Source organism: Clostridium septicum (assembly GCF_003606265.1).
Lineage (GTDB): Bacteria > Bacillota > Clostridia > Clostridiales > Clostridiaceae > Clostridium > Clostridium septicum.
This window is the reverse complement of the sequence record NZ_CP023671.1, coordinates 1587969-1614101: the sequence shown is the minus strand read 5'-3', so window position 1 is coordinate 1614101 and position 26133 is coordinate 1587969. Positions and strand designations below refer to the sequence as shown.

General features: G+C 28.2%; 27 protein-coding genes and 2 pseudogenes. 24 read left to right on the top strand and 5 right to left on the bottom strand.

Features of this window, described 5'->3' with window-relative positions:
• Window positions 1–48 precede the first annotated feature (48 nt).
• From recR to CP523_RS07025, 12 genes and pseudogenes are all read left to right on the top strand, one after another.
• Window positions 49–645: a recombination mediator RecR gene (gene recR / locus CP523_RS07080; protein WP_066673688.1), complete on the top strand. Its 597-nt coding sequence runs from the start codon at window positions 49–51 to the stop codon at window positions 643–645.
• A 102-nt stretch (window positions 646–747) separates the two neighbouring features.
• A complete protein-coding gene (gene cls / locus CP523_RS07075; RefSeq protein ID WP_066673686.1) occupies window positions 748–2283 on the top strand; it encodes a cardiolipin synthase in 1536 nt (511 codons plus the stop codon).
• A gap of 270 nt (window positions 2284–2553) precedes the next feature.
• On the top strand, window positions 2554–3468 hold the full coding sequence (locus CP523_RS07070) for an ABC transporter ATP-binding protein (protein WP_066673684.1): 915 nt from the start codon (window positions 2554–2556) through the stop codon (window positions 3466–3468).
• Window positions 3469–4713, top strand: a complete 1245-nt coding sequence (locus tag CP523_RS07065) for an ABC transporter permease subunit (RefSeq protein ID WP_066673682.1) — start codon at window positions 3469–3471, stop codon at window positions 4711–4713.
• 148 nt (window positions 4714–4861) lie between these two features.
• Window positions 4862–5107 (top strand): YaaL family protein, encoded by a 246-nt coding sequence (locus CP523_RS07060; protein WP_066673680.1) that lies wholly within the window; start codon window positions 4862–4864, stop codon window positions 5105–5107.
• 45 nt (window positions 5108–5152) lie between these two features.
• Complete coding sequence (locus tag CP523_RS07055; RefSeq protein WP_066673678.1) at window positions 5153–5401, top strand: pro-sigmaK processing inhibitor BofA family protein; 249 nt, start codon at window positions 5153–5155, stop codon at window positions 5399–5401.
• Window positions 5402–5643: 242 nt separating this feature from the next.
• Window positions 5644–5832, top strand: coding sequence for a hypothetical protein (locus tag CP523_RS07050; protein WP_066673676.1), 189 nt, complete (start codon window positions 5644–5646; stop codon window positions 5830–5832).
• A gap of 98 nt (window positions 5833–5930) precedes the next feature.
• Window positions 5931–6383: a large-conductance mechanosensitive channel protein MscL gene (gene mscL, locus CP523_RS07045; protein WP_083089370.1), complete on the top strand. Its 453-nt coding sequence runs from the start codon at window positions 5931–5933 to the stop codon at window positions 6381–6383.
• A gap of 652 nt (window positions 6384–7035) precedes the next feature.
• A complete protein-coding gene (locus CP523_RS07040) occupies window positions 7036–8112 on the top strand; it encodes a pyridoxal-phosphate-dependent aminotransferase family protein (RefSeq protein WP_066673674.1) in 1077 nt (358 codons plus the stop codon).
• A gap of 68 nt (window positions 8113–8180) precedes the next feature.
• Window positions 8181–9095 (top strand): D-2-hydroxyacid dehydrogenase, encoded by a 915-nt coding sequence (locus tag CP523_RS07035; protein WP_120140737.1) that lies wholly within the window; start codon window positions 8181–8183, stop codon window positions 9093–9095.
• A gap of 24 nt (window positions 9096–9119) precedes the next feature.
• Window positions 9120–10366 (top strand): annotated as a pseudogene (locus tag CP523_RS07030) (DUF1015 domain-containing protein).
• Between the two features lie 52 nt (window positions 10367–10418).
• Complete coding sequence (locus CP523_RS07025; protein WP_066673665.1) at window positions 10419–10733, top strand: DUF3784 domain-containing protein; 315 nt, start codon at window positions 10419–10421, stop codon at window positions 10731–10733.
• A 151-nt stretch (window positions 10734–10884) separates the two neighbouring features.
• Here the strand turns inward: CP523_RS07025 and CP523_RS07020 are convergent.
• Window positions 10885–11128, bottom strand: a pseudogene (locus tag CP523_RS07020) (transposase); the annotation flags it as partial.
• A gap of 91 nt (window positions 11129–11219) precedes the next feature.
• On the opposite strand from CP523_RS07020, the gene CP523_RS15980 reads away from it, so the two are divergent.
• Both CP523_RS15980 and CP523_RS15975 read left to right on the top strand, forming a co-directional pair.
• Window positions 11220–11396, top strand: a complete 177-nt coding sequence (locus CP523_RS15980) for a hypothetical protein (RefSeq protein WP_162925969.1) — start codon at window positions 11220–11222, stop codon at window positions 11394–11396.
• 399 nt (window positions 11397–11795) lie between these two features.
• A complete protein-coding gene (locus CP523_RS15975; RefSeq protein ID WP_162925968.1) occupies window positions 11796–11963 on the top strand; it encodes a hypothetical protein in 168 nt (55 codons plus the stop codon).
• Window positions 11964–12289: 326 nt separating this feature from the next.
• Here CP523_RS15975 and CP523_RS07015 read toward each other — a convergent pair whose 3' ends face one another.
• Together CP523_RS07015 and CP523_RS07010 are read right to left on the bottom strand one after the other, a co-directional pair.
• Window positions 12290–12985, bottom strand: coding sequence for a 5'-methylthioadenosine/adenosylhomocysteine nucleosidase (locus CP523_RS07015; RefSeq protein WP_066673663.1), 696 nt, complete (start codon window positions 12983–12985; stop codon window positions 12290–12292).
• Between the two features lie 94 nt (window positions 12986–13079).
• On the bottom strand, window positions 13080–13907 hold the full coding sequence (locus CP523_RS07010) for a CPBP family intramembrane glutamic endopeptidase (protein WP_066673661.1): 828 nt from the start codon (window positions 13905–13907) through the stop codon (window positions 13080–13082).
• A gap of 132 nt (window positions 13908–14039) precedes the next feature.
• Here CP523_RS07010 and CP523_RS07005 point away from each other — a divergent pair, with 132 nt between their 5' ends.
• Window positions 14040–14798 carry a tRNA threonylcarbamoyladenosine dehydratase gene (locus CP523_RS07005; protein ID WP_066673659.1) on the top strand — a complete coding sequence of 253 codons (759 nt, stop codon included), beginning with the start codon at window positions 14040–14042 and terminating at the stop codon, window positions 14796–14798.
• A 100-nt stretch (window positions 14799–14898) separates the two neighbouring features.
• Here CP523_RS07005 and CP523_RS07000 read toward each other — a convergent pair whose 3' ends face one another.
• A complete protein-coding gene (locus tag CP523_RS07000) occupies window positions 14899–15768 on the bottom strand; it encodes an AraC family transcriptional regulator (RefSeq protein WP_120140736.1) in 870 nt (289 codons plus the stop codon).
• A 175-nt stretch (window positions 15769–15943) separates the two neighbouring features.
• Here CP523_RS07000 and CP523_RS06995 point away from each other — a divergent pair, with 175 nt between their 5' ends.
• The 9 genes from CP523_RS06995 to bioA all read left to right on the top strand — a co-directional run bounded on the left by CP523_RS06995 (window position 15944) and on the right by bioA (window position 25348).
• Entirely contained in the window at window positions 15944–16837 is an 894-nt protein-coding gene (locus CP523_RS06995) for a carbohydrate ABC transporter permease (protein ID WP_120140735.1), read from the top strand.
• Between the two features lie 14 nt (window positions 16838–16851).
• Window positions 16852–17748, top strand: a complete 897-nt coding sequence (locus CP523_RS06990; protein WP_066673653.1) for a carbohydrate ABC transporter permease — start codon at window positions 16852–16854, stop codon at window positions 17746–17748.
• A gap of 18 nt (window positions 17749–17766) precedes the next feature.
• Entirely contained in the window at window positions 17767–19923 is a 2157-nt protein-coding gene (gene gnpA, locus CP523_RS06985) for a 1,3-beta-galactosyl-N-acetylhexosamine phosphorylase (protein WP_120140734.1), read from the top strand.
• A 36-nt stretch (window positions 19924–19959) separates the two neighbouring features.
• Window positions 19960–20115: a DUF6903 family protein gene (locus CP523_RS15970; RefSeq protein ID WP_162925967.1), complete on the top strand. Its 156-nt coding sequence runs from the start codon at window positions 19960–19962 to the stop codon at window positions 20113–20115.
• 124 nt (window positions 20116–20239) lie between these two features.
• On the top strand, window positions 20240–21592 hold the full coding sequence (locus CP523_RS06980) for a carbohydrate ABC transporter substrate-binding protein (protein ID WP_120140733.1): 1353 nt from the start codon (window positions 20240–20242) through the stop codon (window positions 21590–21592).
• A 160-nt stretch (window positions 21593–21752) separates the two neighbouring features.
• Window positions 21753–22310 (top strand): biotin transporter BioY, encoded by a 558-nt coding sequence (locus CP523_RS06975; protein WP_066673647.1) that lies wholly within the window; start codon window positions 21753–21755, stop codon window positions 22308–22310.
• Between the two features lie 17 nt (window positions 22311–22327).
• Window positions 22328–23287 carry a biotin synthase BioB gene (gene bioB, locus CP523_RS06970; RefSeq protein WP_120140732.1) on the top strand — a complete coding sequence of 320 codons (960 nt, stop codon included), beginning with the start codon at window positions 22328–22330 and terminating at the stop codon, window positions 23285–23287.
• Window positions 23287–23988 carry a dethiobiotin synthase gene (gene bioD, locus CP523_RS06965; RefSeq protein ID WP_066673644.1) on the top strand — a complete coding sequence of 234 codons (702 nt, stop codon included), beginning with the start codon at window positions 23287–23289 and terminating at the stop codon, window positions 23986–23988. The genes bioB and bioD overlap by 1 nt, the downstream gene beginning before the upstream one ends.
• 13 nt (window positions 23989–24001) lie before the next feature.
• Window positions 24002–25348 (top strand): adenosylmethionine--8-amino-7-oxononanoate transaminase, encoded by a 1347-nt coding sequence (bioA, locus tag CP523_RS06960; RefSeq protein ID WP_120140731.1) that lies wholly within the window; start codon window positions 24002–24004, stop codon window positions 25346–25348.
• A 179-nt stretch (window positions 25349–25527) separates the two neighbouring features.
• Here the strand turns inward: bioA and CP523_RS06955 are convergent, their stop codons facing one another.
• Window positions 25528–26031: a DUF4230 domain-containing protein gene (locus tag CP523_RS06955; RefSeq protein ID WP_066673641.1), complete on the bottom strand. Its 504-nt coding sequence runs from the start codon at window positions 26029–26031 to the stop codon at window positions 25528–25530.
• Between the last annotated feature and the right edge of the window lie 102 nt (window positions 26032–26133).

Below are 26133 nucleotides of genomic sequence, written 5' to 3'. Positions count from 1 at the left end.
AATGTTTTAAATATTCAATTCCTAAATTTTTTAGAAAGGGTGTATTAAATGGATTTTTATCCAGTTGCTATAGAAAAACTTATAGAAGAGTTTGCAAAGCTTCCAAGTATAGGGCAAAAAACAGCACAAAGGCTAACTTTGCATATTTTAAATTTGCCGGAGGATGAGGTAAAAGAGTTTGCGACAGCTCTTGTTAAAGCAAGAGGAACAATCAAATATTGTACAGTATGTGGTAATTTTACAGATAAAGATCCATGTGCGATATGTGGAAACCCTAATAGAGATAAAAATGTGATATGTGTAGTTGAACAGCCTAAAGATATTATGACAATGGAGAAAGTTAAAGAGTTTAATGGAATATATCATGTGTTGCATGGAAATTTATCTCCAATGCAAGGGCGAGGTCCCCAAGATATTAGAATAAGAGAATTGGTAGCAAGAATGAGTGCAGATGTTAAAGAAGTAATTATAGCTACCAACCCTAACATAGAAGGAGAAGCAACAGCTATGTATATAGCAAGAATTCTTAAACCTTTAGATATAAAGGTTACAAGAATAGCTTCAGGAATACCAGTAGGTGGAGATTTAGAGTATGCTGATGAAGTAACTCTTTCAAAAGCTTTAGAAGGCAGAAAAGAAATTTAAAAGTAAATTATAAGAAGCTCGGACGGAATCTATTTTAATTATATCCATCTGAGCTTTTTTAAAATAAAGTTTTAAAACAAAAGGAGGAATATAAGAGGCTATATGAGAAAAGTACTAAAATTATTATTTAGTAGAATGGTTATTGTTGGATTGCTTATCTTAATTCAATTAGGAATCTTAGCTTTTGCTATATGGAAACTTAGTGAATCTTTTATTTACTTATATACACTATTTATAATACTAAGTCTTATAGTAGTTATTTATATAGTAAGTAGAAAAGATAATCCATCATATAAGCTTGCTTGGACAATACCAGTTCTTTTATTTCCTGTATTTGGGGGATTGTTTTATCTTATATTTGGAGGAAATAAAACAAGTAAAGAATTCAAAGAAAAGATGGCAAAGGTACATAATAAAACAGCCAAATTTTTACCACAAGATGTGGAAATATTAAATGAAATACAAAAGGAAGATAAGTCTATAGTAAATCAAGTAAAATATATAAAGGATTATTCTATGTATCCCATATATAAAAATACAACTACAGAATATTTATCACCTGGAGAAGTATTTTTTGAAAAATTAAAAGAAGAACTTAAAAAAGCTGAACATTATATATTTATGGAATACTTTATAATTCAAGAAGGTTTAATGTGGGATAGTATATTAGAAATACTATCTGAAAAAGCTAGACAAGGCGTAGATGTAAGAGTTATATATGATGATATGGGATGTCTTCAAACATTGCCTTATAAATATAATGAGAAATTAGAAAGTTTAGGGATAAAGTGTTTTGTGTTTAACCCATTTGTTCCGTTTGTTTCTTTAATAATGAATAATAGGGATCATAGAAAAATAACTGTAATAGATGGACATACAGCCTTTACAGGTGGAATAAATCTAGCTGATGAATATATAAACGAGATAGTTAGATTCGGGCACTGGAAAGATGCATCTATTATGATAAAGGGGGAAGCTGTATGGAATTTAACTATGATGTTTCTACAAGTTTGGGATTTCAATACTAACATACAAGAAGACTATGAACTTTTTAAGCCAGATAAACATTTTGAAGGAATATTTGAATCAGATGGATATGTCCAACCTTATGGAGATAGTCCATTAGACTCTGAAACTGTAGGAGAGAATGTTTATTTAAATATTATAAATAAAGCAAAAGATTATGTTTATATAAATACTCCTTATTTAATTGTTGATAATGAATTAGTTACAGCATTAACATTAGCAGCTAAAGGTGGAGTTGATATAAGAATAGTTACTCCTCATATAGAAGATAAATGGTATGCTCATATTGTAACTAGAGCATATTACGCTCAACTTATAGAGGCTGGAGTTAAGGTATATGAGTACACACCTGGGTTTATACATTCTAAAACATTTGTATCTGATGATGAAATAGGTGTTATAGGAACTATAAATATGGATTATAGAAGTTTATATTTACATTTTGAATGTGGAGTTTGGCTATATAAAACTAAATCTGTATTTGAAATAAAGGAGGATTTTTTGAATACCTTAAAAGTATGTCAAAGAATTACTCTAGAAGATTGCAATAAAGTTAAATGGTCAAATAGATTTATTAGATCAATACTTAGAGTTTTTGCACCTCTTATGTAATAAAAGATTGGTATATTAAGAATTTAATTTTTGATATATCAATCTTTTTTTATAAAGTATAAAAATTTTGAAGATATGAAACAAGTAATATCCATAATTTTAGAAATCTTAAATTATAAAATTGATATTACTAAATTAATGTGTAATAGCTATTTTATTCTTAATAAATAGTTTATGTTAAGGAAATATTAAGAAATTTTAATGTTTTATATTAAGAAATAGGGGGTAGACTAAAAAGAGTTGATTATAAGATTATAGGAGGGGACTTTAGTGAAGGTTTTAGAAGTAAATAATTTACGTAAAAAACTTGGGAAGAGAGAAATCATAAAGGGAGTAACATTTTCTGTAGAAGAAGGAGAAATATTTGGATTTTTAGGACCAAATGGAGCAGGAAAGACAACAACAATAAGAATGCTAGTGGGACTTATCAAACCTGATTCAGGAGTAATTTCAATTTGTGGACATGATATACAAAAGGAATCTATTAAGGCATTAGAGCAAGTTGGAGCTGTTGTTGAAAATCCAGAATTATATAAATACCTAAGCGGTAGAGAAAATCTTATGCAAATTGCAAGAATAAGAAAGGTCTCAGTAGAAGAAGTTAATGATACTATTAAGTTAGTTGGATTAGAAAATAGAATAGATGATAAAGTAAAAAGATATTCTTTAGGTATGAAACAAAGATTAGGTTTGGCAGCCTCACTTTTATCAAGTCCTAAATTATTGATATTGGACGAACCAACTAATGGTTTAGATCCATCAGGTATTATAGATTTTAGAGAAATTGTAAAGCAAGCAGCAAGAAAAAGAGGAATGGCTGTTTTTGTATCATCACATATATTAGCTGAAGTACAGAATTTATGTGATAGAGTTGCATTTATAAATGATGGGGTAATAAAAGCGGTAGAAGATATACATGATAATACTATGGCAACAGAAAAAGACATAATATGTTTAGTATCTTCAAGTGATAAAGCTACTTTAATAAAAGAAATAAAATCACAAACTTTTGTACAAAACGTTAGAGAAATAGAAAAGGGATTAGAAATAATATTAGAATCTAATAAAACTCCTAGCTTAGTAAATGCTTTAGTAAATGCTAATTTAGAAATAGAAGAAGTCTTTAAAGAGAGAAAGGGACTAGAACAAAGATATATGGAATTAGTAGAAGGAGGTATTAGATAGATGTTATTTACATTAATAAAGAATGAGTTTATAAAGCTTGTTAAGAAGGCAAAAACTTGGATAGTGTTTTGTTTATTTTGTATATTTATAGGTTTGACTATATTTGGTGCATTTAAATCAGATCAAAATATGAGATATAATATGTCACCAGAAAAACAATTAGAATATGTAAATGAAGATTTAAAATATATAGATAAAGAAATAGCTGATTTTAAAAATATGTCAGAAGAGGATAAAATAAAAAATGCACAATATATTTTAGAAACAGAATCTAGAAAATCTGAAGCTGAAGAAAGAAAAAAAGAGTATGAGAATATTATAACTAATGGAGTTCCAAATGATCAGTGGAAGAAAGAACTAGATGAGAATATAAAATATGCAGAAGAAGCAGTTAAACGTTGGGAAGAAAAAGAAATAGATGAAAGTAATCAAACTTGGTATCTTCAAGATAAACAAAGATTAGAAGAATATAAATATCTTAAAGATAATAATATAAAACCTTTATATGGATGGGAGTTTGAAGCTTATGGTTATATGAAAACTCTTATGGTATTCTTAGCATTAGCAGTTTTAGTATCTGGTATTGCAGTATTTATGAGCGATATAGTATCAGGGGAATGTACACCAGCTACATTAAAATTCTTGTTGGTTCAGCCAATAACTAGAGGTAAAGTATTATTGTCTAAATTTATAACAGCTACACTAACAACAGTAACAATGATAGTTGGAGTAGAGCTTATAGGGTTTGGAATAGTAAATTTAATAAGTCCAATTAATACGTCAATTTATCCAGTAACAATAGGACGATTATATAAATCACAAATATCAAAAACAACAGGAATACGTGAGCTTGTATCGGTAGCAGGATCAGGTGAAATGGTTACAAATCAAGAACTATTTGTTAAGGCAATGCTATTGCAAGTATTATTTATAATAACAGCTTGTGCAGTAATATTCTTAATATCAAGTGTAATAAAAAGTAGTATGGTAACAATGGCAACAACTGTTGTTGTATCAGTTTTCCTTACAATAGGATGTGTATCATTAAAACCATTAAAAGCTATAGCCCATTTAATATTTTTAAATTATGCAGATACAATTAGTGTTATAGTTGGCTCAACTCCATTGATGTATGGCAATGTTAATATGACTATGAATAACGGTATAATAGTTATGATTATAACATCAATTTTAAGTTATGTAATAGGACATCTTGTATTTACTAGAAAAGATATCTTAATTTAATAAAAAAGCAAAAATATAGGATTTATTTTAAATAAATCCTATATTTTTTTACTATAATTCCTTTTAATGTAATAAACATATATAAAAGACGTATATATTTACCATAAGGTGGAAAGTATTTTAATAAGATGTATTAGGAGGCGATTGTATGAATAAGGGGATAATAATGGATTTATTAATGCAAAAGGTAGATTATAGTAAAGAAGATCAAGAAATAATTGACAATATAGAAAATGCTAGAATGGAAATGGAAGTAGCACGAGAAATGTTTAATGCAGTTAGTGATCCAAAGCTAATAGAACTTGCTATACATGCAGAAGATGTAGCTAAAATGAGATATGACTATTTAATTTCAATTGCTAAGAAAAGAGAAATACGAAGAAATATAGACTAAAGTTATTTTTGTAGTAGTATAATAGTTACAAAGGAGGAGATACATATGGATTATAGAATGATGGTGTATGCTTTAGTTGGATTACTTTTACTATATGTAGTTATAAAATTTTTAAAATGGCCTTTAAAGATACTTATAAATGGTGTAATAGGAATAGTTTTATTGTATATAGCAAACTTTATAGGCGGATATCTTGGATTTGCTATAGGAATAAATGCAGTAACAGCTTTAATTGCAGGTTTTCTAGGGGTACCGGGTGTAATATTCCTAATAATTTTCCAATTATTTTTGTAACATAATAAAAGAGAGATTCAACTTAGAATTTGAATCTCTCTTATTTTTTGAAGAGAGAGGGAACCAATGGTTCCCAAAAGTCTATATAGATGGGAGTTAGAAGTTTTTCTTAATTTGCCAATGAGTGAAAAGCTCCTTATAGAAACAGTATATGGGTTAGTTAAAAAAGTGTTACTTTATATTTTTTTTTAGACACTTTAATAGTAATATAAATATAGATAACATAAGAGGAGGAAAAAGATATGCCAGCAGGAAATGGAGTTAATTGTAAATATTGTCCTGAATATGAGAAAAAGCGTTGTAATGGAGATGATAAGGGGTGTTTATGTTATAAGTGCCCAAGACATTTAGGACAATGTAGATGTGTTAAATACTGTAGGGAAACAGAATCAATATTAACATTTTTTGATGAGGAATGGGATACACTATAGTAGTAAATAAAATATATATTATATTGCCAAACATGTGATATATATATATAATACATAGGATTAGTAAATAAAATATACAAAAGAGAGGAAATATTAAAGTGAAAGAAAAAGGAAAAAAGTTTTTTCAAGAGTTTAAAGAGTTCGCTATGAAGGGTAACATTATAGATTTAGCTGTTGGGGTTGTTATAGGTGGAGCATTTAATAAAATAGTATCATCTTTAGTTAAAGATGTAATAATGCCTTTAGTTGGATTATTGACAGGCGGGGTAAATTTTGAATATTTAACATTAGTGCTTAAAGCAGAAGAAGGTGGAAAGCCAGCAGTTACATTAAACTATGGAGTATTTATTCAAAATGTAGTTGATTTTCTAATAATAGCATTATCAATATTTATTATGATTAAAATTATTAATAGGTTAAATAGGAAAAAAGAAGAAGAAAAAGTAGTGGAAGAAAAGAAACCTTCAAAGGAAGAAACATTATTAACTGAAATAAGAGATATATTGAAAGAATCAAATTCTTGTAAATCTATTGAAAACACTAATGAGTAAATTATAATATAAATAAAAAAGCTAATATTTCGTTTTTGAAGAAGAACGATATTAGCTTTTTTTATTTCTTTCTCGTGCGTTAAAATTTTTATGGGTAAAAGCTCTTCTATTATACTCAACTAATGAACAGGTCTATAATTATGAGTTTTTATTAAGTTATAAGAATATTCAGAAATACAAGTAGTATAATTTAATAAAACTACATAATTTCCATAGCATTATTTTTATTAATTTTAATAGTTTCTTTAAGTTGTCTACCAAAGGACTTTCTTTTTATTTCAAACTTTACTTTAGTACCCTCTAGAGTATAAATCCTCAATCTAATCCTTTTTTTTCAGATAAAACTTGCATTAAAATTTACCTCCTATTTGTTTAAAAATGAATTACTTTGTCTACAAATTAATAAATACAAAAGTAATTTTATATTTAGGGACCTTTTTATAAAAAAATAAGTACATAAATAAATGAATAACATATTATAAAAATATCTATTTAAATATCTATTTAAATATAAATAGATATTTTCAGTATAAAATTACTTAATAAAAATTCTAAAAAGCGTATTAATTAGTTGTTATATATAGGAAAAAGAAGTGAAATATACAACAATAATATTTTTTAGTATATAAAATAATAGATTGGAGGGCGTATAATGCATAAAAAACTATTTATTCCTGGACCTGTTGAAGTACGGGCTGATGTTTTAGAGCAAATGGCGAAACCTATGATAGGTCATAGAAGTAAAGAGGCTTCTATACTTCAACGAAGAATAAGCGATAATTTAAGAAAGATTTTTTATACTGAAAGTGAGATTTTACTTTCAACTACTTCAGGAAGCGGACTTATGGAGGGGGCAATAAGATCTTGTACTGCTAAAAGAGCTGCTGTATTTTCTATAGGAGCCTTTGGAAAAAGGTGGTATGAAATGGCAGTGGCTAATAATGTTCCAGCAGATTTATTTGAAGTAAAAATGGGGCAATCTATAACACCTGAAATGGTGGATAGGGAATTAAAAACAGGGAAATATGATTTGGTGGCAGTTACACATAATGAGACATCAACAGGAGTAATGAATCCAGTTGAAGATATTGGAGAGGTAATAAAGAAATATAAGGATATAGTGTTTATAGTAGATACTGTTAGTTCAGCAGTAGGGACTAAAATAGAAGTAGACAAATGGGGAATAGATATTTGTATTACTTCAACACAAAAGGCAATAGGACTTCCACCAGGAATGTCTATTTGTACATTCTCTAAAAAGGCTAAAGAAAGAGCAGAAAAGGTTCCTAATAGAGGGTTTTATTTAGATCTTTTAGCATTATATAAATATATTCAAAAAAAGGATTACCAATATCCTTCAACACCATCATTATCTCATATGTATGCCTTAGATTATCAGCTTGATTACATTCTTAATAAAGAAGGATTAGAAAATAGATTTAAAAGACATATTGAAATGGCGCAGGTAGTTAGAAAATGGGCAGAGAAATATTTTGAAATATTTCCAGATAAAAAATGTTTATCTAATACTTTAACAACTATAAAGAATACAACAAGTATAGATATTTCAGATTTAAATAAAAAGTTGGGGGAAAGAGGTTTTCAAATCTCAAATGGATATGGAATATTAAAAGATAAAACATTTAGAATAGCTCATATGGCTGATTGTCAAATATCAGATATAAATGACTTATTAAAAAATATAAATGAAATATTAAAGTTAGAATAAATAAAGAAGAGTTTAGAGGTGGGGAAAACTCTAAACTCTTTTTAATAATTAAATAAGGGGGCGAAATAATGTATAAGGTTTTAGCAAGTGATGGACTTGAAAAAAGTGCTATAGATAATTTAGTTTCATTTGGGTTTTATGTTGAAAATAATCATTATAGTGATGATGTATTAATTAAAAGGATAAAGGATTTTGATGTTTTAATTGTAAGATCAGCAACTAAAGTAAGAAAAAACATTTTAGATGAAGCAATAAAGGGGAATTTAAAATTAATAATAAGAGCAGGTGTAGGAACAGATAATATAGATGTAGATTATGCTTGTAGTAAAGGAGTATCTGTTGGAAACACTCCTAATTCTAGTTCAAATGCTGTTGCTGAATTAGTTCTAGGTCATATGTTTGCATTAACTAGATTTATTGGAATTTCTAATTATACAATGAGAAATGGACAGTGGAATAAGAAAAAATATAAGGGTGTAGAGCTTAATGATAAGACTTTAGGAATAATAGGTATGGGGAGAATAGGTAGATCCTTAGCAAAAAAAGCAGAAGTTTTGGGGATGAAGGTTCAATATTATACTATAGAAGAAAAGCATAAGGACTTAAATTATGATTTTCTCTCACTAGAAGAAGTTCTTAAAACGTCAGATTTTATATCATTACATGTTCCATATGAGAAAGAAAAAGGAGCTTTAATAGGTAAAAGAGAATTAAATATAATTAAAGATGGAGCTTATATAATTAATTGTGCAAGAGGAAAGGTTATAGATGAAGAAGCTCTTTTAGAATCTTTAAATAGTGGGAAAATAGCTGGTGCGGGAATTGATGTTTTTGAAGAAGAACCAACAAAAAATAAGGATTTAGTAAGTCATCAGAATGTTAGTTGCACTCCACATATTGGGGCAGCAACAAAAGAGGCTCAAGAAAGAATAGGAGAAGAAGTTGTATCAATTATAAAAGACTTCTTTAAAATAGATGATTAATATTTAATCTTAGGAGGAGAAAGTATGGCAATAGTTAGACCTTTTATGGCATTGAGACCCACAGAAGAACTTGCTTCAAAAATAGCGGCATTGCCCTATGATGTTATGAATAGGAAAGAAGCAAAAGAAATAGTACATGGAAATGAATATTCATTTTTGCATGTAGATAGAGCAGAAATAGATTTAGATGATTCTATAGATATGTATGATAGTAGTGTTTATAATAAAGCAAAAGAAAATTTAGATAAAATGGTAGATTTAAAATGGTATGTTCAAGATAATATCCCTTGTTTATATATATATAGGCAAATAATGAAAGGAAGAGAACAAACAGGATTAGTATTATGTACTTCTGTGGATGATTATAGAAATAATATTATTAGAAAGCATGAGTTAACAAGGGAAGAAAAAGAAATTGATAGGATTAATCATGTTGATGCATGTAATGCTAATACAGGACCAATATTTATGACTTATAGAGAAAATAAAAAGATAACTAGTATAATAGATAATTGGGTTAAAAAGAAGCCGATTTATGATTTTATATCAGAAGATGGTAATGGACATGTGGTTTGGGTAATTGATAATAAAGAAGAAGTAGATAAATTACAAGATTTATTTAAAGATGTTGAATATTTATATATTGCTGATGGACATCATAGATCAGCTTCAGCTGTTAAGGTTGCAGAACTTAGGAGAAAAGAAAAAGGTAAATATACAGGAGATGAAGAGTTTAATTTCTTCTTATCAATAATATATCCAGATAGTGAATTAGAAGTTTTAGACTATAATAGAACAGTTAAAGATTTAAATAATTTAACTAAAGAAGAGTTTTTAGATAGAGTAAAAGAAAAGTTCATAATAAAACATTCAGCTGATAGAGTAAAACCAAATAAAAAACATACTTTTGGAATGTATTTAGAAAAAAGTGGTATCTATTAGAAGCAAAAGGTGGAACATATAATATAAATGATCCAGTTGAACAGCTAGATGTATCAATATTACAAAATAATCTTTTAAATCCTATATTAGGAATAGATGATCCTAGAAAATCAAAAAGAATAGCTTTTATTGGAGGGGTAAGAGGATTAGAAGAATTAGAAAAACGAGCTAACACAGACATGAAAGTAAGTTTTTCGATGTTCCCAACATCAATTGAGGATATTATGAATATTGCAGATAGTGGTAGAATAATGCCACCAAAATCTACATGGTTTGAGCCTAAACCTAGAAGTGGCCTGTTTATTCATAAATTAATGTCAATAAAGTAAACTATTGAATATAATAAATCAATATTTATTATTGATTTAGGGGTGAAATATTATGCTAATTTTATTTACTAGCATAATTATGATGGTTATTGCAATATCACTTGGATTACTAATAAAGAAAGGAAGAATTAATCCTTATATTAAGGCTTATAAAGAACCTTTAGATGATAAAAGTGAGTATACATTTTTAAATAAAGTTAGTGATTATTTAGGAAATAGCTTTTATGCATTAGGTTTAATAATGATATCATTTGGCTTAATAGATTATGCAGGATATACAAAAAGTATAATTATATTAGTAATAGCGCTTGTTATATGGTTTATAACAACATTTGTTGGAGCACAACTTATTACGACAGAAGAGTGATTAATAAATAAGAGTAGATAGTAAATTTAAATATTTTTACTAACTGCGAGAGACTAGATAGTTCTGTGTAATTAAAGAGGAGAGACTAGATAGTTTTGTGTTATTATTATTTTTGTTGTTTTAATATTACTGGAAATTTTTATTTTCAGTAATATTTTTTTATAATTTGTGGTTCAAATTCTGCATTTTTATCACGGGGTATGTCTAAGTCCAAATAACCGAAGGAGCTTCTTAAACTCTTAGTGCTATATCAATTTCTATAGTTCTTTTTTTGATTCATCTAGAGTTTTTTTTCTTTCGTATTTATTTCTACCTAAATGTTCTTCTATTTCTGCTTCTAAGATGTTTTCAAGAACATCTTTAACGGGCCTTTGTATAAGCTTATTTTTCACCATTACATCATCATTATTAGATGAGGCAACAAGTAATTTAGATTTTATAAGTGAAGCTAGACTATTTGATATTTTGTTTAAAAAATGCAAGAATATGATTATGCTTATTATAGGTCATAGATTATCAACTATGAGAGTTTGCGACATAATTTATGTTATGGATAAGGGAAAGATAGTTGAAGAAGGAACTCACGAAAGTTTAATAGAGAAGAAGGGATATTATTATAAGTTTTATATAAGTAAAGTTGGTTTTTTAAAATTCAATTTATAATGTTGAAGCTTCATATGAAATAAAGAAGGAATTAAGAATAAGTAATTGTTTATTTATTATAACCAAAGCTTCCGGCGAAATAAAAGAAGTATTTATAAATGAAGGTGATGTGCTTTCAAAAAGATGCTTTAGAAAAAAAGTAAAGAACAATATCAGGTATTAGCACAAAAAAGTGGAGCAGTACATTTAAGTACCCTATCAACAAAATGGGTTAGGGATGCAAATAAAGTTGCAGGATTTTTAGGTGGACAAATAATAAATTACTTATCATTTAGTGTAGGCGACTTTGTAGCTAAAGCTCTTGATAGATATGATGGTGTAGAAAATGGAGTTTGGACTATATTTGAATAGTTAATACAAAACAATATTAAAAATATTTATAATAATGGAGAGATAAATATGGATAAAAAATTTATAGCTGTTCTTATAATTGTTATGGTAGCAATGGTATTAGATGATATATTTTCATCTCTAGGATTAGTTTGGTACATACAATTGTTACCTTTTGCAATAGTAATATTAGGTTATGTTATAATACTTTTTAAAAGTAAATCAGATAAAAAATAGTTAATTTTTCAGAGAGATGTACACTAAAAATTAGTGTACATCTCTTCTTGTATTTGTCATTGTTTTATTAAACACTAATTTTAGTTGGTAGATATAAAAATTATTAAATTATTAGTGATTATCCATCTAAGTTTATATAGTATATTATTCCAAAACCACCAGGTGTTCATACAAAAAAACAGTAGTTAGTTTTGTTTTTACACAAAACCAACTACTGTTTTATAACTGCTCTTATTATATTTTATTGCATTATTAACTTTCATTAAATACAGGTTATATTTTTAGGGCTAGCTATTTAGAGAGAGCCCTTTTTCCTTATGTATAAATTAAGAAAGTTTATTTATCATTGTTTTTAATATTGCTGTTGAATTTCTTACACCTAATGGAATGAATTTTTCGTAGTCCATATGAGCTCCATTATTTGCATTATCAGAAATTGATCTAATAACAACACATGGAATATTATTTAAGTAGCAAACATGAGCAATACTTGCTCCTTCCATTTCACATGAAATGGCACCAAATTCCTTTTCAAACCATTGAATTTTTTCTACACTTGAAATAAATTGGTCTCCAGATACTATTCTTCCAGAGAATGTGTTTATTTCAGTTATTTCTTCACAAGCATCCATAGCTGCCTTAACTAAACCTTCATCACATTTAAAAGCAAAAGTATTTAATCTAGGTACTTGGCCATGTGGATCTCCAAATACTGTTGTATCTATATCATGTTGAACTAAATCAGTAGCAACTACTACATCACCAGGATATATATCTTTACCTATACCACCAGCAACACCTACGTTTATTATTGAATCAACTTTATATTCTGAGATTAATATTTGAGCACATACGGCAGCATTAACTTTACCTATACCACTAACTACAGCGATTATACTTGTATTTCCAAGTTTACCTTTATTAAAAGTCATGTTAGCCTTTTCAACTTTTTCTTCTAGAGTCATATCTTTTAAAAGAATTTCTAATTCTTCTGACATTGCACTTATAATTCCTAAAACCATTATTAAAATCCTCCATAAAAAAATTAGGTTAACTAAGATAATTAACCTAATGATTATTATATACTTAAAACAAATTATTTAATAGACCTTACATCTATAACTTTTCGAAGTTTGCATTATATTTAGGTCTATATTTCATAATTACTAAAACTAACAAACCAAGTCCTATACTAGCAGATAAGAATGTTACTACATATGAAATTTCAGGGTTTGATGGGACAGTAGTAACAAGTGCTATTAAATTATTTATAAAGTGACAGAATATGGTTAAATATAGGGATTTTGTTTTATAGAATATATATCCTAAAGCTAACCCTAAAATAAAAGCATTTACGCCTTGATGAAAGTTAAAGTGAGCACACGCAAATATTAAAGCAGAAATTGGAATTGATATTTTTGCGCTATATTTTCCAAGCAGGCCATTAAGTATAATCCCTCTAAATAATAGTTCTTCTGTAAATGGTGCATATAAAATTGCACTAATAAAAAAATATAAAAAATTATTATTTGCCATTGAAGTAAATTCATTTAAAAATTCGCTTTCAGGAACTAGCATTACTAAAGGATAAATAAGTGAGTCATAAATTAATCTAAAGGATATAACTAATAAGAATGGATAAATAATGGACTTTAAATTAAATTTCTTATAGGTATTTATAACTTTAGTATTTTTTCCACTAATATCATTCCATATATAAGGTAATAAAAAGAATAAAATAATTTCATAGGGTATTAATACTATCATATTATTATCTAAAAAATTATCAGAAGTAATAAAATAAGGAATACTAGTAAAAATTGCCTCTACAATATTACAAGCTAATAGTATAAATATTGCTTTAAATATACCAAAAGATATGTTTAATTGTTCTTGTTCTATTTTTCTGTATGGCGAAAAAATTTTGTTAAATAATTTTTTCAATTTTAAACCTCCAACAATAAGTAAATTATATTTAACATATAATACCATTATATATATGAATAATATTCTTGTATATATATAAACAATAGTCTAAAATAATTATAAATTATAATACATAAAGGAGAGATATGAATGTTACAACATCCATTATCTAGAACAGAACTACTTATAGGTAGTGAAGGCTTAGAAAAGTTAAAAGGTGCGAAAGTAATTGTATTTGGAGTAGGTGGAGTTGGAAGTTTTACAGTAGAAGCCTTAACAAGAGCTGGAGTTGGGAATATAATTCTAGTAGATGACGATACAGTTTGTTTAACTAATCTAAATAGACAAATACATGCTACATATGGAACAATAAGCAAAGTTAAAGTTGAAGTGATGAAAGAAAGAATTCTTTCTATAAACAAAAAGTGCAATGTAATAACTCATCAAGTGTTTGTAACACCTGAAAATATAAAGGATATTGTACCAGATGATGTTGATTATGTTGTTGATGCAATAGATACCGTTTCAGCTAAGCTTGCATTAGCACAATATTGTTATGAAAAGAAGATAAAAATAATATCATCTATGGGAACTGGGAATAAATTAGATCCAACTCAATTTAAGGTATCTGACATTTATAAAACTAAAGTATGTCCTTTAGCTAAGGTTATGAGATACGAACTTAGAAAAAGAGGGGTAAAAAAGCTTAAAGTTGTTTATTCAGAAGAAATGCCAATAAAACCAAAAACTGAAGATGTAGTTACTTGCAAGACAGGATGTGTTTGTACAGGTGGTACAAAGAAATGTGCAGCAAAGAGACAAATTCCAGGAAGTATATCATTTGTTCCTCCAGTTGCAGGAATGATAATAGGTGGAGAAGTTATTAAGGATATATTAGAAATTAAGTAAAAACTAAAAAGAGACTATTAAATAAAAATAAGAGATAGAAAATTTAATTTTCTATCTCTTATTTTTTTATTTAAAAAAGCTTGTCTTACTTAAACAATTATTAAATCATACTATGTAATTTATCAACTCTATATTCTTTGGGAGATTTCCCCGTGACTTTTTTAAAAGCTTGACTAAAATAGGATGAATTAGAGAAACCAACTATAGAAGCGATATCTCTAATAGAGTAATTAGTGGTAGCTAATAAATTTTTAGATTCTTCAATTCTTTTATTAATTACATAGTTAATTGGTGATATACCGATTTGTTTTGTGAAAGTATGGACTAAATGAAATTTGTTCATATAAGACATATCTGACAAAATATCTAATGTTATATTTTCTGAATAATGAGAGTCAATATAATTCTTTATCTTAACGCATTCTAAATTGAGCTTTTCTTGAGGTTCTTCAACTAATAGTAAGGATGGTATGCTACGAATGATGTGTATTATTAGAAGTGTTAATATATTTTTGCAAGCCATCTCATAATTATAATCTTTGCTTTCCACTTCTTGTATTAAGCAGTTTAAGTAATGTAGTATATAGTCTTTATTACTTGTAAAGTCAATTATTTTATATAGTTTTTTTAAGTTTATATTATTCGTCAAACTATATGTGTCTGGAAAATTTAAAAGTAAATTATCTATTCCTAATACTATATACTCTAAGGGATTATCTTTAGTGATTGATTTTTCAGTATGAAGACAATTGGGATTTATTATAATTAAGTCCCATTGTTTTACCTTAACATCTTTATCATCTAGGTGAAAGGCACCTTCACCATTAATTATAAAAAATATTTCTGTGAATGGATGAAAGTGAGCCGTACTATGCCAATCGTTTTCATATTTTGATTTACTAATGTACAATAATTCATATTTACAGTTGTAAATATTCTTATCATTAATCAAATATCTTGTATTCCCCATAACAACACCTCATAAATTTATTGCTTATAATTAATATTATAACAAAAAAATATTGCATTTAATATTATTATTGATAGCAAGATTACTAAAATATTAAGCAATAATTTTGTTGTGTAAAAGATTACAAATTAATACAATAATTATACAGAGAGTTACTAATAAGGGGTGAACATTTATGGGAAGAAAAAACACGTCAAAAAAATTATTTATAAGCTTATCTGTAATACCAGCAATAGTCCTATTTATAGTATTTATGGTTATACCAACTTTAAATGTATTTTGGATGTCTTTATTTAAATGGGGAGGATTGTCAAATAATAAAAAATTTGTAGGCTTAGATAATTTTACAATCTTATTTAAAGATGAAAACTTTATAAGGTCATTTCAAAACACTTTATTTTTACTTGTAATTGTAACAATAATTACGTTAATATTAGCAATTACATCTGCAGCAGTACTGGTTAGAGAAGATACTAAATTTAAAAATTTCTTTAGAATAGTATTTTATTTTCCTAATATTTTGTCTGTAGTAGTAATATCAGCAATATTTTCAGCAATACTTGATCCAAGACAAGGTATTATAAATGCTACATTAGATGCATTAAGTTTAGAGTCTTTTAAAAGAATGTGGTTAGGAGATCAAAAAGTTGTAATATGGTGTATAGCTTTGGCAATGATCTGGCAAGCTGTAGGTTACTATATGGTAATGTATATGGCAAGTATGAGCAGTATTCCTAGTAGTCTATATGAATCAGCAGATTTAGAGGGAGCAACAAGATCACAACAATTTTTCCAAATAACATTACCTTTAATTTGGAACACAATAAGAACTACATTAACATTCTTTATAATAAGTACTATAAATTTAAGTTTCTTATTTGTAAAAGTTATGACAGCAGGAGGACCTGATGGAGCATCAGACGTTTTCCTAAATTATATGTACAAGCAGGCGTACTCTAATTCAGCATATGGATATGGAATGGCAATAGGAGTTGTAATATTTATATTCTCATTTGGACTTTCTTTAATAATAAGTAAAGCAACAAAGAGAGATGTAATAGAGTTTTAAGGAGGGGAATTAATATGAAAAAAGCATTTAAAGAAATGTCAGCTGAAAAGCTTTTTAGGATATTCATGTATTTATGTTTAAGTATTTTTGCATTAAGTATATTAATTCCTTTAGGATGGGCATTTTTAGCATCAATGAAACACAAATCTGAATTTTATGGTAATCCATGGGTATTACCACAAGGTTTCTACTTTGAAAATTTCCGTAAAGCTTTTGTTGAAGCTCATATGGGAGAGTATTTTATAAATTCTATTATAGTAACTGGATTAGCGTTAATAATTTTATTAGTAGTTGCTATACCAGCTGCATATGTGTTATCAAGATTCGAATTTAAGAGTAAAAAGGTTATTAATCTTTTATTTTCAGCGGGTTTATTTATAAATGTAAACTATATAGTAGTACCAATATTCTTAATGGTATTAGATGGAGAAAAATTAGTTAAAGAAATATTTGCACTTCCAGCAAGTATGAGTTTATTTTTAGATAGCAGAATAGTAGTATCAATAATTTATGCATCAACAGCATTACCATTTACAATTTATTTATTAATGAACTTCTTAAGAACTTTACCAAAGGCATATGAAGAGGCAGCCTATATGGATGGATGTAGTAATTTTAAAACATTAATACATGTAATAATTCCAATGGCAAAACCAAGTATTTTAACAGTTATATTATTTAACTTTTTAGCTTTTTGGAATGAATATATTATAGCTTTAACAATGTTACCAAATGGGGCAAAAACATTACCTTTAGGTTTAATAAACTTAATGCAAGTTCAAAAAACAGCAACAGATTATGGTGCCATGTATGCAGGTCTTGTAATAGTAATGATACCAACAATAATTTTATATATATTAGTTCAAAAGAAATTAACTGAAGGAATGACAGTGGGCGGTATAAAAGAATAGGCTAGGAGGATGAGATAAATGAGTAAAGGAAGAGTAACTATACCAACAGACGATAATTTTATAAAGGAAACCATTGATATAGTTGAAAAATGGGGAGCAGATGCAATACGTGACTGCGATGGTTTCAAATTACCAAGAGAAATTAAGGGGTTAGCAGAAAAGATATATTCTACTTATTTTGTAGCTCGTGGAGATAATGAATGGGCAAATAATAATAGAGAAGAACTACAACAAACTTATCTAATGACTAAGCACCATTTGGCTACTGAAGATACATTAATAATTAAAATAATGGATGGATATTTTGAAGAGCAAGTACAACCAGATTCATATCATGATGTTAAAGAATTTTGGGAAGTAATAGATAGAACTACAGGTGAGGTAGTTAGCTTAGATAAATGGGAATATAATGATGAAACTAAAGAAGTTATAATAAAAAATACGACTGCATGGCATGAATACACAGTTTCATTCTTAGCTTATTGTATTTGGGATCCTACCCAAATGTATAATCATATAACAAATAATTGGGGAGACAAGCCTCATGAAATGCCTTTTGATGCAAGAAAACCTAAAACTAATCAACATATATTTGAAGCCATGCATAAATGGTTAGATGAACATCCAGAAACAGATGTTGTTCGCTTTACCACTTTCTTTTATCACTTTACTTTAGTGTTTAATAATTTAGCAAAAGAAAAATTCGTAGATTGGTTTGGATATAGTTCAAGTGTTAGTGCAGAAGCTTTAAGAGAATTTGAAAAGGTTAAAGGGTATAAATTAAGACCAGAGCATATAGTTGATCAGGGATATTATAATAGTACATTTAGAGTTCCAACAAAGGAATATTTAGATTATATGGATTTTCAACAACAATTTGTTTCAGTTAACGTTAAGAAACTGGTTGATATAACACATCAACATGGAAGGGAAGCAATGATGTTTTTAGGGGATAACTGGATAGGAACAGAACCTTATGGAAAATATTTTGAAGAAATAGGTTTAGATGCTGTGGTTGGATCTGTAGGTAGTGGGGCTACTTTAAGAATGATATCAGATATTCCTGGAGTTAAATATACAGAAGGACGTTTTTTACCATATTTCTTTCCTGATACTTTTTATGAAGGAAATGATCCAACTATAGAGGCTAGAGAAAATTGGTTAACAGCAAGAAGAGCATTAATTAGAAAGCCAGTTGATAGGATTGGATATGGCGGATATTTATCTCTTGCTTACAAATTCCCTAACTTTGTAGAGTATATTGGGGAAGTATGTGATGAGTTTAGAGAAATATATAAGAATATAGATGGAAATAAGCCTTATTGTGGTTTAAAAGTTGCAATTTTGAATTGCTGGGGAAAACTTCGTACATGGCAAACTCATATGGTAGCACATGCTTTATGGTATAAACAAATATATACTTATCTTGGAGTAATAGAAGCTTTAAGCGGAATGAGTGTGGATGTTAAGTTTATAAGTTTTGATGATGTGAAAAACCATGGAATCCCTTCAGATATAGATGTAATAATAAATGCAGGAGATGCTGGAACTGCATTTAGCGGTGGAGAAAAATGGAATGATTGTGATATAATAACAAATGTGAGAGAGTGGATATTTAATGGTGGTGGATTTGTAGGAATAGGGGAACCGTCTGCTGCGTTAAATGGAGGACATTATTTCCAATTATCAGATGCTTTAGGAGTAGATAAAGAATTAGGGTTCTCATTAAGTACAGATAAATATTTTAAGACATCCGTAGAACAGCATTTTATAACTGAAGATGTTTTTGAGGCTTTAGATTTTGGAGAAAGTCAAAAAAATATATATGCAACTAAAAGTGATACAGAAATAATTAAAATTGAAAATGGCGATTTATTAATGTCTGCCAATGAGTATGGCAAGGGTAGAGCTGTTTATATAGCAGGATTACCTTATTCAGCACAAAACACTAGGTTATTAATGAGAGCTTGTTTCTATGCAGCTAATAAAGAATCTGAAATGAAAAAGTGGTATGCAGATAATATTTACTGTGAAGTATCAGCTTATTTAGAATCTAATAAGTATGCTGTGGTAAATAATTCAAATGAAAAGCAAAGAACTAATCTATATGATGGAGAAGGAAATGTTGTAAATATTGAATTAGAACCAGCAGAGATAAGGTGGATAAGTATGTAATAGTCATAATAAATCCTTAAGGAGGAGTTATAAATTATGAAAAAATTAATTGGTGCGATTATATTTTTAATTTCAATTTTTTTAGTAGTTAAAGGAAATAAAATATTAGGATATACAGGACTTGGGTTAATGTTTATAGGTTTGGCAGGATTGCTTTCGGAGTTATATTTATATAATAAAAGATATCAATAATATAAACAAGATTATTATAATAATCCGCAAAAAAGCTATATAAATAACGTTTACAAAATAATAAAATTAATATATAGGTAATTTAAATTTATGGTATTTATTTAAGGGAGAGAGGAGAATTAAAATGAAAAAAAGAAGAATAGCACTTTTATTAAGTTCATTTATGCTAATTTCAACTCTAGCAGGTTGTGGGACTAAGGGTGGCGAGGAGCCAAATAATGCAGGTAAGGAAAATAAGGTTCTAAAGGTTGCAGCTTTTGAAGGTGGTTATGGGAAAGTATATTGGGAAAAATTAAAAGAAAATTTTGAAAAGGCTCATGAAGGAGTTACTGTAGAATTAACAGTAGCGAATAACTTAGAAGAAGTTATTCGTCCACAAGTTCAATCAGGAAATGTTCCAGATTTAGTTTATTTAGCTACTGGAAGAAAAGAAGCTTTAACAGAAACATTTATTAAAGAGCAAGGTTTACATGATTTATCAGGTGTACTAGATAAAAAAGTTCCAGGAGAAGATGTAACTGTAAAAGATAAAATTTTACCAGGATTTTTAGATACATCAGCAACTAATCCATATGGAGATGGAAAAACTTATTTAGCACCATTATTCTATAGTCCAACAGGATTATTCTATAATAAGGGGTTATTTAAAGAAAAGGGATACGAACTTCCAAAGACTTGGGATGAAATGTTTGCATTAGGAGATAAAGCTAAGAATGATGGAATAGCATTATGGTCATACCCTACAGCAGGATACTATGATGGTACAATAGCTGCAATGTTAGCTGGTACTGGTGGAGTACAAGCTTTTGAAGATGCTATGAATTATAAAGAAGGATTCTGGAATTCAGATTCCGCTAAATTAGCTTTAGATACTATAGCTAAACTTAAAGATTACTTAGAACCTTCAGTTGTAGCAAATGCAAATGATCAAGGATTTAAGAACAATCAACAATTAATTTTAGATAATAAGGCTTTATTTATTCCAAATGGAACTTGGTTGCCAGATGAAATGAAAGATGCTCCAAGAGCAGATGGTTTCGAGTGGGGATTCATGGCATATCCAGCATTTAAGACTGGCGGAGACCAATATTCTTACAACTTCTTTGAACAAATGTATATTCCAAAAGATGCTGCTAATAAAGAATTAGCAGAAGATTTTATGGCTTATATGTATAGTGATGAGGCTGTTAAAGTAATTGCCGAAAATGCAAAAGCTGTTGTTCCTGTAAAGGGTGCAATTGAAATTGCTAGTAAATCTTTAGATTCATTACAAATAGAAATGTTTAAGATTTATGAAAATGGAGCTAAACCAGTTATGGGTGGATTTGCAGCAACAGAACCAGTAGAAGGTGTAACTTTTGGTGATATTTATACTGGAACAGTAGATTCTATAATGACTGGAGAAAAGACAGTTGCAGATTGGCAAAAAGCATTACAAGAAGCTAGTGATAAGCTAAGAGCAGCTATAATAAAATAATAAAGTTTAGTATAAAGGTGTGATGGATTATATCACACCTTTTTTTATAATTTGAGATTTATATTGTAAACCTTAAAAAATAATTTAGTTGACAATTGTAAAAAAGAAATATATGATATTCAATATACTTTGATTATCAAAATAAAGTGGAGGGTTAATTATGAATTTAAAAACAAGAGATTTAGTTTTAGTTGCAATGTTTGCAGCTTTAACTGCAATTGGGGCTTTTATTACTATACCATTGCCAATAGTACCATTTACTTTACAATACTTTTTTTGTGCATTAGGAGCTATATTATTAGGAGCTAAAAGAGGTATGTTAGCACAAGTTTTATATGTTGGAATAGGTCTTATAGGAGTGCCTGTATTTACTAGAGGTGGTGGACCTCAATATATATTTCAACCTACTTTTGGATATTTAATTGGGTTTATAGTAGCAGCTTATATAATAGGCTACATTTCCCAGGAAATGAAAGACTTGAATATAAAGAGAATATTTATGGCTTGTTTAGTTGGACTTGGAGCTATATATTTATTTGGATGTATTCATATGTATGTTATTTTTAATTTCTATTTAGGGCAAGTAATGAGTTTATGGAAAGCTATTAGTGTTGGAATAATAGCATGCCTAGCAAGTGATCTATTATTAACTCTAATTATTTCAATAGTAGGTGCTAGAGTTGTACCTTTATTAAGAAAACTTGGGTATGCTAGTTAGTTTTAGGGGGAATAGGAATGGGATATTGTAGTGAGTTAATGGAAAAAATTTTGAATGGGTATGAAATAACCAAAGGAGAAGCCATAAAATTATACAATGAACCAAAAGAAGTTTTATATAAATCAGCAGATATAATAAGAGAAATTTGGGCAGGAAGTAAAGTAGATTTATGTTCAATAATAAATGGAAAAAGTGGAAGGTGCTCTGAGGATTGTTCATACTGTGCTCAATCAATTCACTTTAAAACAGGAGTAACAGAATATAAGCTATTATCCTATGAAGAAATAAAAGCTCAAGCTAAGGAAAATGAAATAGAGGGAGTAGATAGATTTTCTATAGTAACTTCGGGTAAAGGATTAGTTGGAGAAGATTTTAAATTAGTGGTAGGTTATTATAAAAGGTTAAATGATGAATGTAATATAAGTTTATGTGCATCTCATGGAATTTTAGACAAAGAGTCATTGATGAAACTTACTGAGGTTGGTGTTAAAAGATATCATCATAATTTAGAAACTTCAAGAAGCTATTATAGAAAGATATGTACAACTCATAGCTATGATGAAAGAATAAATACAATTAAAGAAGCTAAAAAAGTAGGGTTAGAGATTTGTTCAGGTGGAATAATAGGACTTGGAGAAAGTAGAGAAGATAGAATTGATATGGCCATAGAATTAAGATGCTTAGGGGTGCTATCTATTCCGATAAATGCACTTATGGCAATTAAGGGAACGCCTTTAGAAAAACAAGAATCTTTAAGTGAGGAAGAAATACTTAGAACTATAGCTGTGTTTAGATTTATAAATCCTAAAGCAAACATAAGGTTAGCAGCTGGTAGAAGCTTGCTAAATAACGATGGAGATAGAGCCTTTAAAGCAGGTGAAAATGGAACAATTACAGGAAACTTATTAACTACTTGTGGAAATAAAATCTGTGATGATAGAAGAATGATTAAATCTTTAGGATTGAAGGTGAAATAATGAGGAAGTCAATATTTATAACAGGAACAGATACGGATGTAGGTAAAACCTTTGTTGCATCATTAATAGTAAAAACTCTTAGAGATAATGGGGTAGAGGCAGGATATTTTAAAGGTGTATTAAGTGGGGCTATAAAAGAAGATAATAAGTTAATACCAGGTGATGCTAAAGAGGTTTGTAGTTTATCGGGGTTAAATGAAGACTATGAAAATTTAGTATCTTATACATTAGAAAATCCATATTCACCACATTTAGCATCTAGAATTGAAGGTATTGATATAAATATTGAAAAGATAAAAAGTGATTATAAGAAAATGAAAGATAAGTATGAATTATTAGTAGTTGAAGGTAGTGGTGGAATAATATGTCCAATAAATATAACAGATACTAAAACAATTTTACTTGAGGATATAATAAAGGAATTAGAATTATCGACTATAGTAATTGCAAGAGCTGGACTTGGAACTATAAATCATACAATTTTAACTATTAAATATTTAGAGGCTGAAGGCATAAAGGTAAATGGAGTTATACTTAATGGATATAATCCACAAAATATAATCCACAAAGATAATAAAGATATTATAAGGCATTTAACAGGTATAAATAGAATTTTAACTATTCCATTTGTGGAAAAAGAAAAAGATAATGTGGATAATTTAATAAATTTTAATATGTTAATAAGTTTAATAAACGGTTAATGGGGGACGATTTATGAATCTAATAGATAAGGATTTCAAATATATATGGCATCCTTGTTCACAGATGAAAGACTATGAAGAACTTAAAATAATAGTTATTGAAAGAGGCGAAGGCATATATCTTTATGATACTTATGGAAATAGATATTTAGATGCCATTAGCTCTTGGTGGTGTAATTTGTTTGGACATGCCAATAAAAGAATTAATAATGCAATTATAAATCAAATAAATAAAATAGAGCATGTTATTTTTGCAAACTTTTCTAATATACCAGCAATAGAGCTAAGTGAAAGATTAGTAAAGATAACTCCTGAAAGATTAGAAAAGGTATTTTTCGCAGATAATGGATCGGCGGCAGTAGAAATAGCTTTAAAAATGAGTTTTCATTATCATCAACAAATAGGAAAAACTAAAAAGCAGAAATTTGTAGCTATTACGGATGCGTACCATGGAGAAACTCTAGGAGCATTATCGGTAGGGGATATAGATATATATAATAAGGTATATAGGCCTTTAATGGTAGATACCTATAGAGTTCAAGGACCTGATTGTTATAGATGTAATTATGAAAAGAATAGGGATAGTTGTAATGCAGAATGTTTTAAGTACATGGAAGAACTGTTAGCAAATAATCATCATGAAATATCTGCAGTTATAATTGAACCTATGGTACAAGGGGCTGCAGGAATGAAAATTTACTCACCTAAATATTTAAAGAGTCTAAGAGCATTATGTGACAAATATGATATTAATTTAATAGCAGATGAAATTGCAGTTGGGTATGGAAGAACTGGTAAGATGTTTGCTTGTGAGCATGCTGAAATAAGTCCTGATATTATGTGCTTATCTAAGGGATTAACAGCGGGATATATGCCTATGTCTGTAGTTATGACTTCTAATAAATTATATAATGTATTTTATGGAGATTATAGTGAGTATAAGGCATTTTTACATTCTCACACGTACTCAGGAAATGCTATGGGGTGTGCAGTAGCTTTAGAAGTATTAAAGATATTTGAAGAAGAGAATATTTTAAATATGATAAATAAAAAAGGCAAAATGTTAAATGAAATTTTATTAAGTGAATTAAATAGTCATCAGCTTATAGGCGAAATTAGAAATATAGGATTAATAAATGCAATAGAATTAGTAAGCAATAAAGAAACTAAGGAATCCTTTCCTAGTGAAAAAAGAGTGGGCTATGAAATATATAAGATTGCTCTTAAAAAGGGTGTAGTTTTAAGACCTATAGGAAACTGTTTATATTTTAATCCTCCATATATAATAGAAGAAGAGGAAATGAAGGAAATGGTTAGGGTGTGTAAAGAATCTTTGGATGAATATATATTAAGGATTTAAAAGAGATATCTTTAAATATATAGTCTGTGAAAATATAGCTTGAATAATATAGAAATTTAATAATATATAAATAGATAAAAGAACAACTAATAAGAAATTTTAATTTTATTAGTTGTTCTTTATTTACTAATTATTAAAATAATAAATAGGTTATAGTTTTAAAACAGTCCATTAATTTTTTATTCTTTAAAATTAACTTTTACTTTCATGTCATTACCAGAAATTTGTCTGAGTAATTTTTCTAAAACTACGTTTGTATTAGAAATTGCCTTATCATATATTTGAGAATCTTTCATTTTACTTTCAAAAATCTTAGATGTCTCTCTTTGTATAACTCCATGTTCTTCTGAAGTTAGTTGAATATCTCCAAATCGAAGCAGGCCATTTGATGCCTCTTCATAAATTGTTTTATTTTCATCAATATCTATACTGAAAATTTGTGGTTTAGGGAGGTATAACTCAACTTCTTTTGTTTGTTTATTAATATTTATATCTTTATCACCAATTGAAGATAGGTCAACAGTGTATGAGCAATTAGCGAAGAATTTAATTCTTTTTATCTTTTTAAATACTTCAAAATCTCCCCAACTTTTATCAACGACTATAGTCTCAGAAAGTTCTATCTCTAAAGGGATAATTTTATTTACATCTCTAATTTCTTTAATTAGGCTCTCTTCAGACATAAACTTTACATCTTTTTTATCATTGTCAGTTAATGTCCATTGCTTTGGAGGTGATTTTTGTGGCTTGAAAATCTTATATCCTAAAAAGACCCCTATAAGAAT

What these genes read in the sequence shown, in the direction of transcription:
- CP523_RS07000 (WP_120140736.1), bottom strand. Translation starts at nt 15,768, where the DNA reads ATGGGGAATACAAGATATTTGATTAATGATAAGAATATTTACAACTGT.
- CP523_RS06980 (WP_120140733.1), top strand. Translation starts at nt 20,240, where the DNA reads ATGAAAAAAAGAAGAATAGCACTTTTATTAAGTTCATTTATGCTAATT.
- CP523_RS07065 (WP_066673682.1), top strand. Translation starts at nt 3,469, where the DNA reads ATGTTATTTACATTAATAAAGAATGAGTTTATAAAGCTTGTTAAGAAG.
- cls (WP_066673686.1), top strand. Translation starts at nt 748, where the DNA reads ATGAGAAAAGTACTAAAATTATTATTTAGTAGAATGGTTATTGTTGGA.
- bioB (WP_120140732.1), top strand. Translation starts at nt 22,328, where the DNA reads ATGGGATATTGTAGTGAGTTAATGGAAAAAATTTTGAATGGGTATGAA.
- CP523_RS15980 (WP_162925969.1), top strand. Translation starts at nt 11,220, where the DNA reads ATGATTATGCTTATTATAGGTCATAGATTATCAACTATGAGAGTTTGC.
- CP523_RS06955 (WP_066673641.1), bottom strand. Translation starts at nt 26,031, where the DNA reads ATGTCTGAAGAGAGCCTAATTAAAGAAATTAGAGATGTAAATAAAATT.
- CP523_RS15975 (WP_162925968.1), top strand. Translation starts at nt 11,796, where the DNA reads ATGGATAAAAAATTTATAGCTGTTCTTATAATTGTTATGGTAGCAATG.
- CP523_RS07040 (WP_066673674.1), top strand. Translation starts at nt 7,036, where the DNA reads ATGCATAAAAAACTATTTATTCCTGGACCTGTTGAAGTACGGGCTGAT.
- CP523_RS07025 (WP_066673665.1), top strand. Translation starts at nt 10,419, where the DNA reads ATGCTAATTTTATTTACTAGCATAATTATGATGGTTATTGCAATATCA.
- CP523_RS07060 (WP_066673680.1), top strand. Translation starts at nt 4,862, where the DNA reads ATGAATAAGGGGATAATAATGGATTTATTAATGCAAAAGGTAGATTAT.
- CP523_RS07015 (WP_066673663.1), bottom strand. Translation starts at nt 12,985, where the DNA reads ATGGTTTTAGGAATTATAAGTGCAATGTCAGAAGAATTAGAAATTCTT.
- CP523_RS07005 (WP_066673659.1), top strand. Translation starts at nt 14,040, where the DNA reads ATGTTACAACATCCATTATCTAGAACAGAACTACTTATAGGTAGTGAA.
- CP523_RS07050 (WP_066673676.1), top strand. Translation starts at nt 5,644, where the DNA reads ATGCCAGCAGGAAATGGAGTTAATTGTAAATATTGTCCTGAATATGAG.
- CP523_RS07055 (WP_066673678.1), top strand. Translation starts at nt 5,153, where the DNA reads ATGGATTATAGAATGATGGTGTATGCTTTAGTTGGATTACTTTTACTA.
- CP523_RS07035 (WP_120140737.1), top strand. Translation starts at nt 8,181, where the DNA reads ATGTATAAGGTTTTAGCAAGTGATGGACTTGAAAAAAGTGCTATAGAT.
- CP523_RS06990 (WP_066673653.1), top strand. Translation starts at nt 16,852, where the DNA reads ATGAAAAAAGCATTTAAAGAAATGTCAGCTGAAAAGCTTTTTAGGATA.
- CP523_RS15970 (WP_162925967.1), top strand. Translation starts at nt 19,960, where the DNA reads ATGAAAAAATTAATTGGTGCGATTATATTTTTAATTTCAATTTTTTTA.
- CP523_RS06975 (WP_066673647.1), top strand. Translation starts at nt 21,753, where the DNA reads ATGAATTTAAAAACAAGAGATTTAGTTTTAGTTGCAATGTTTGCAGCT.
- CP523_RS06995 (WP_120140735.1), top strand. Translation starts at nt 15,944, where the DNA reads ATGGGAAGAAAAAACACGTCAAAAAAATTATTTATAAGCTTATCTGTA.
- gnpA (WP_120140734.1), top strand. Translation starts at nt 17,767, where the DNA reads ATGAGTAAAGGAAGAGTAACTATACCAACAGACGATAATTTTATAAAG.
- bioD (WP_066673644.1), top strand. Translation starts at nt 23,287, where the DNA reads ATGAGGAAGTCAATATTTATAACAGGAACAGATACGGATGTAGGTAAA.
- bioA (WP_120140731.1), top strand. Translation starts at nt 24,002, where the DNA reads ATGAATCTAATAGATAAGGATTTCAAATATATATGGCATCCTTGTTCA.
- recR (WP_066673688.1), top strand. Translation starts at nt 49, where the DNA reads ATGGATTTTTATCCAGTTGCTATAGAAAAACTTATAGAAGAGTTTGCA.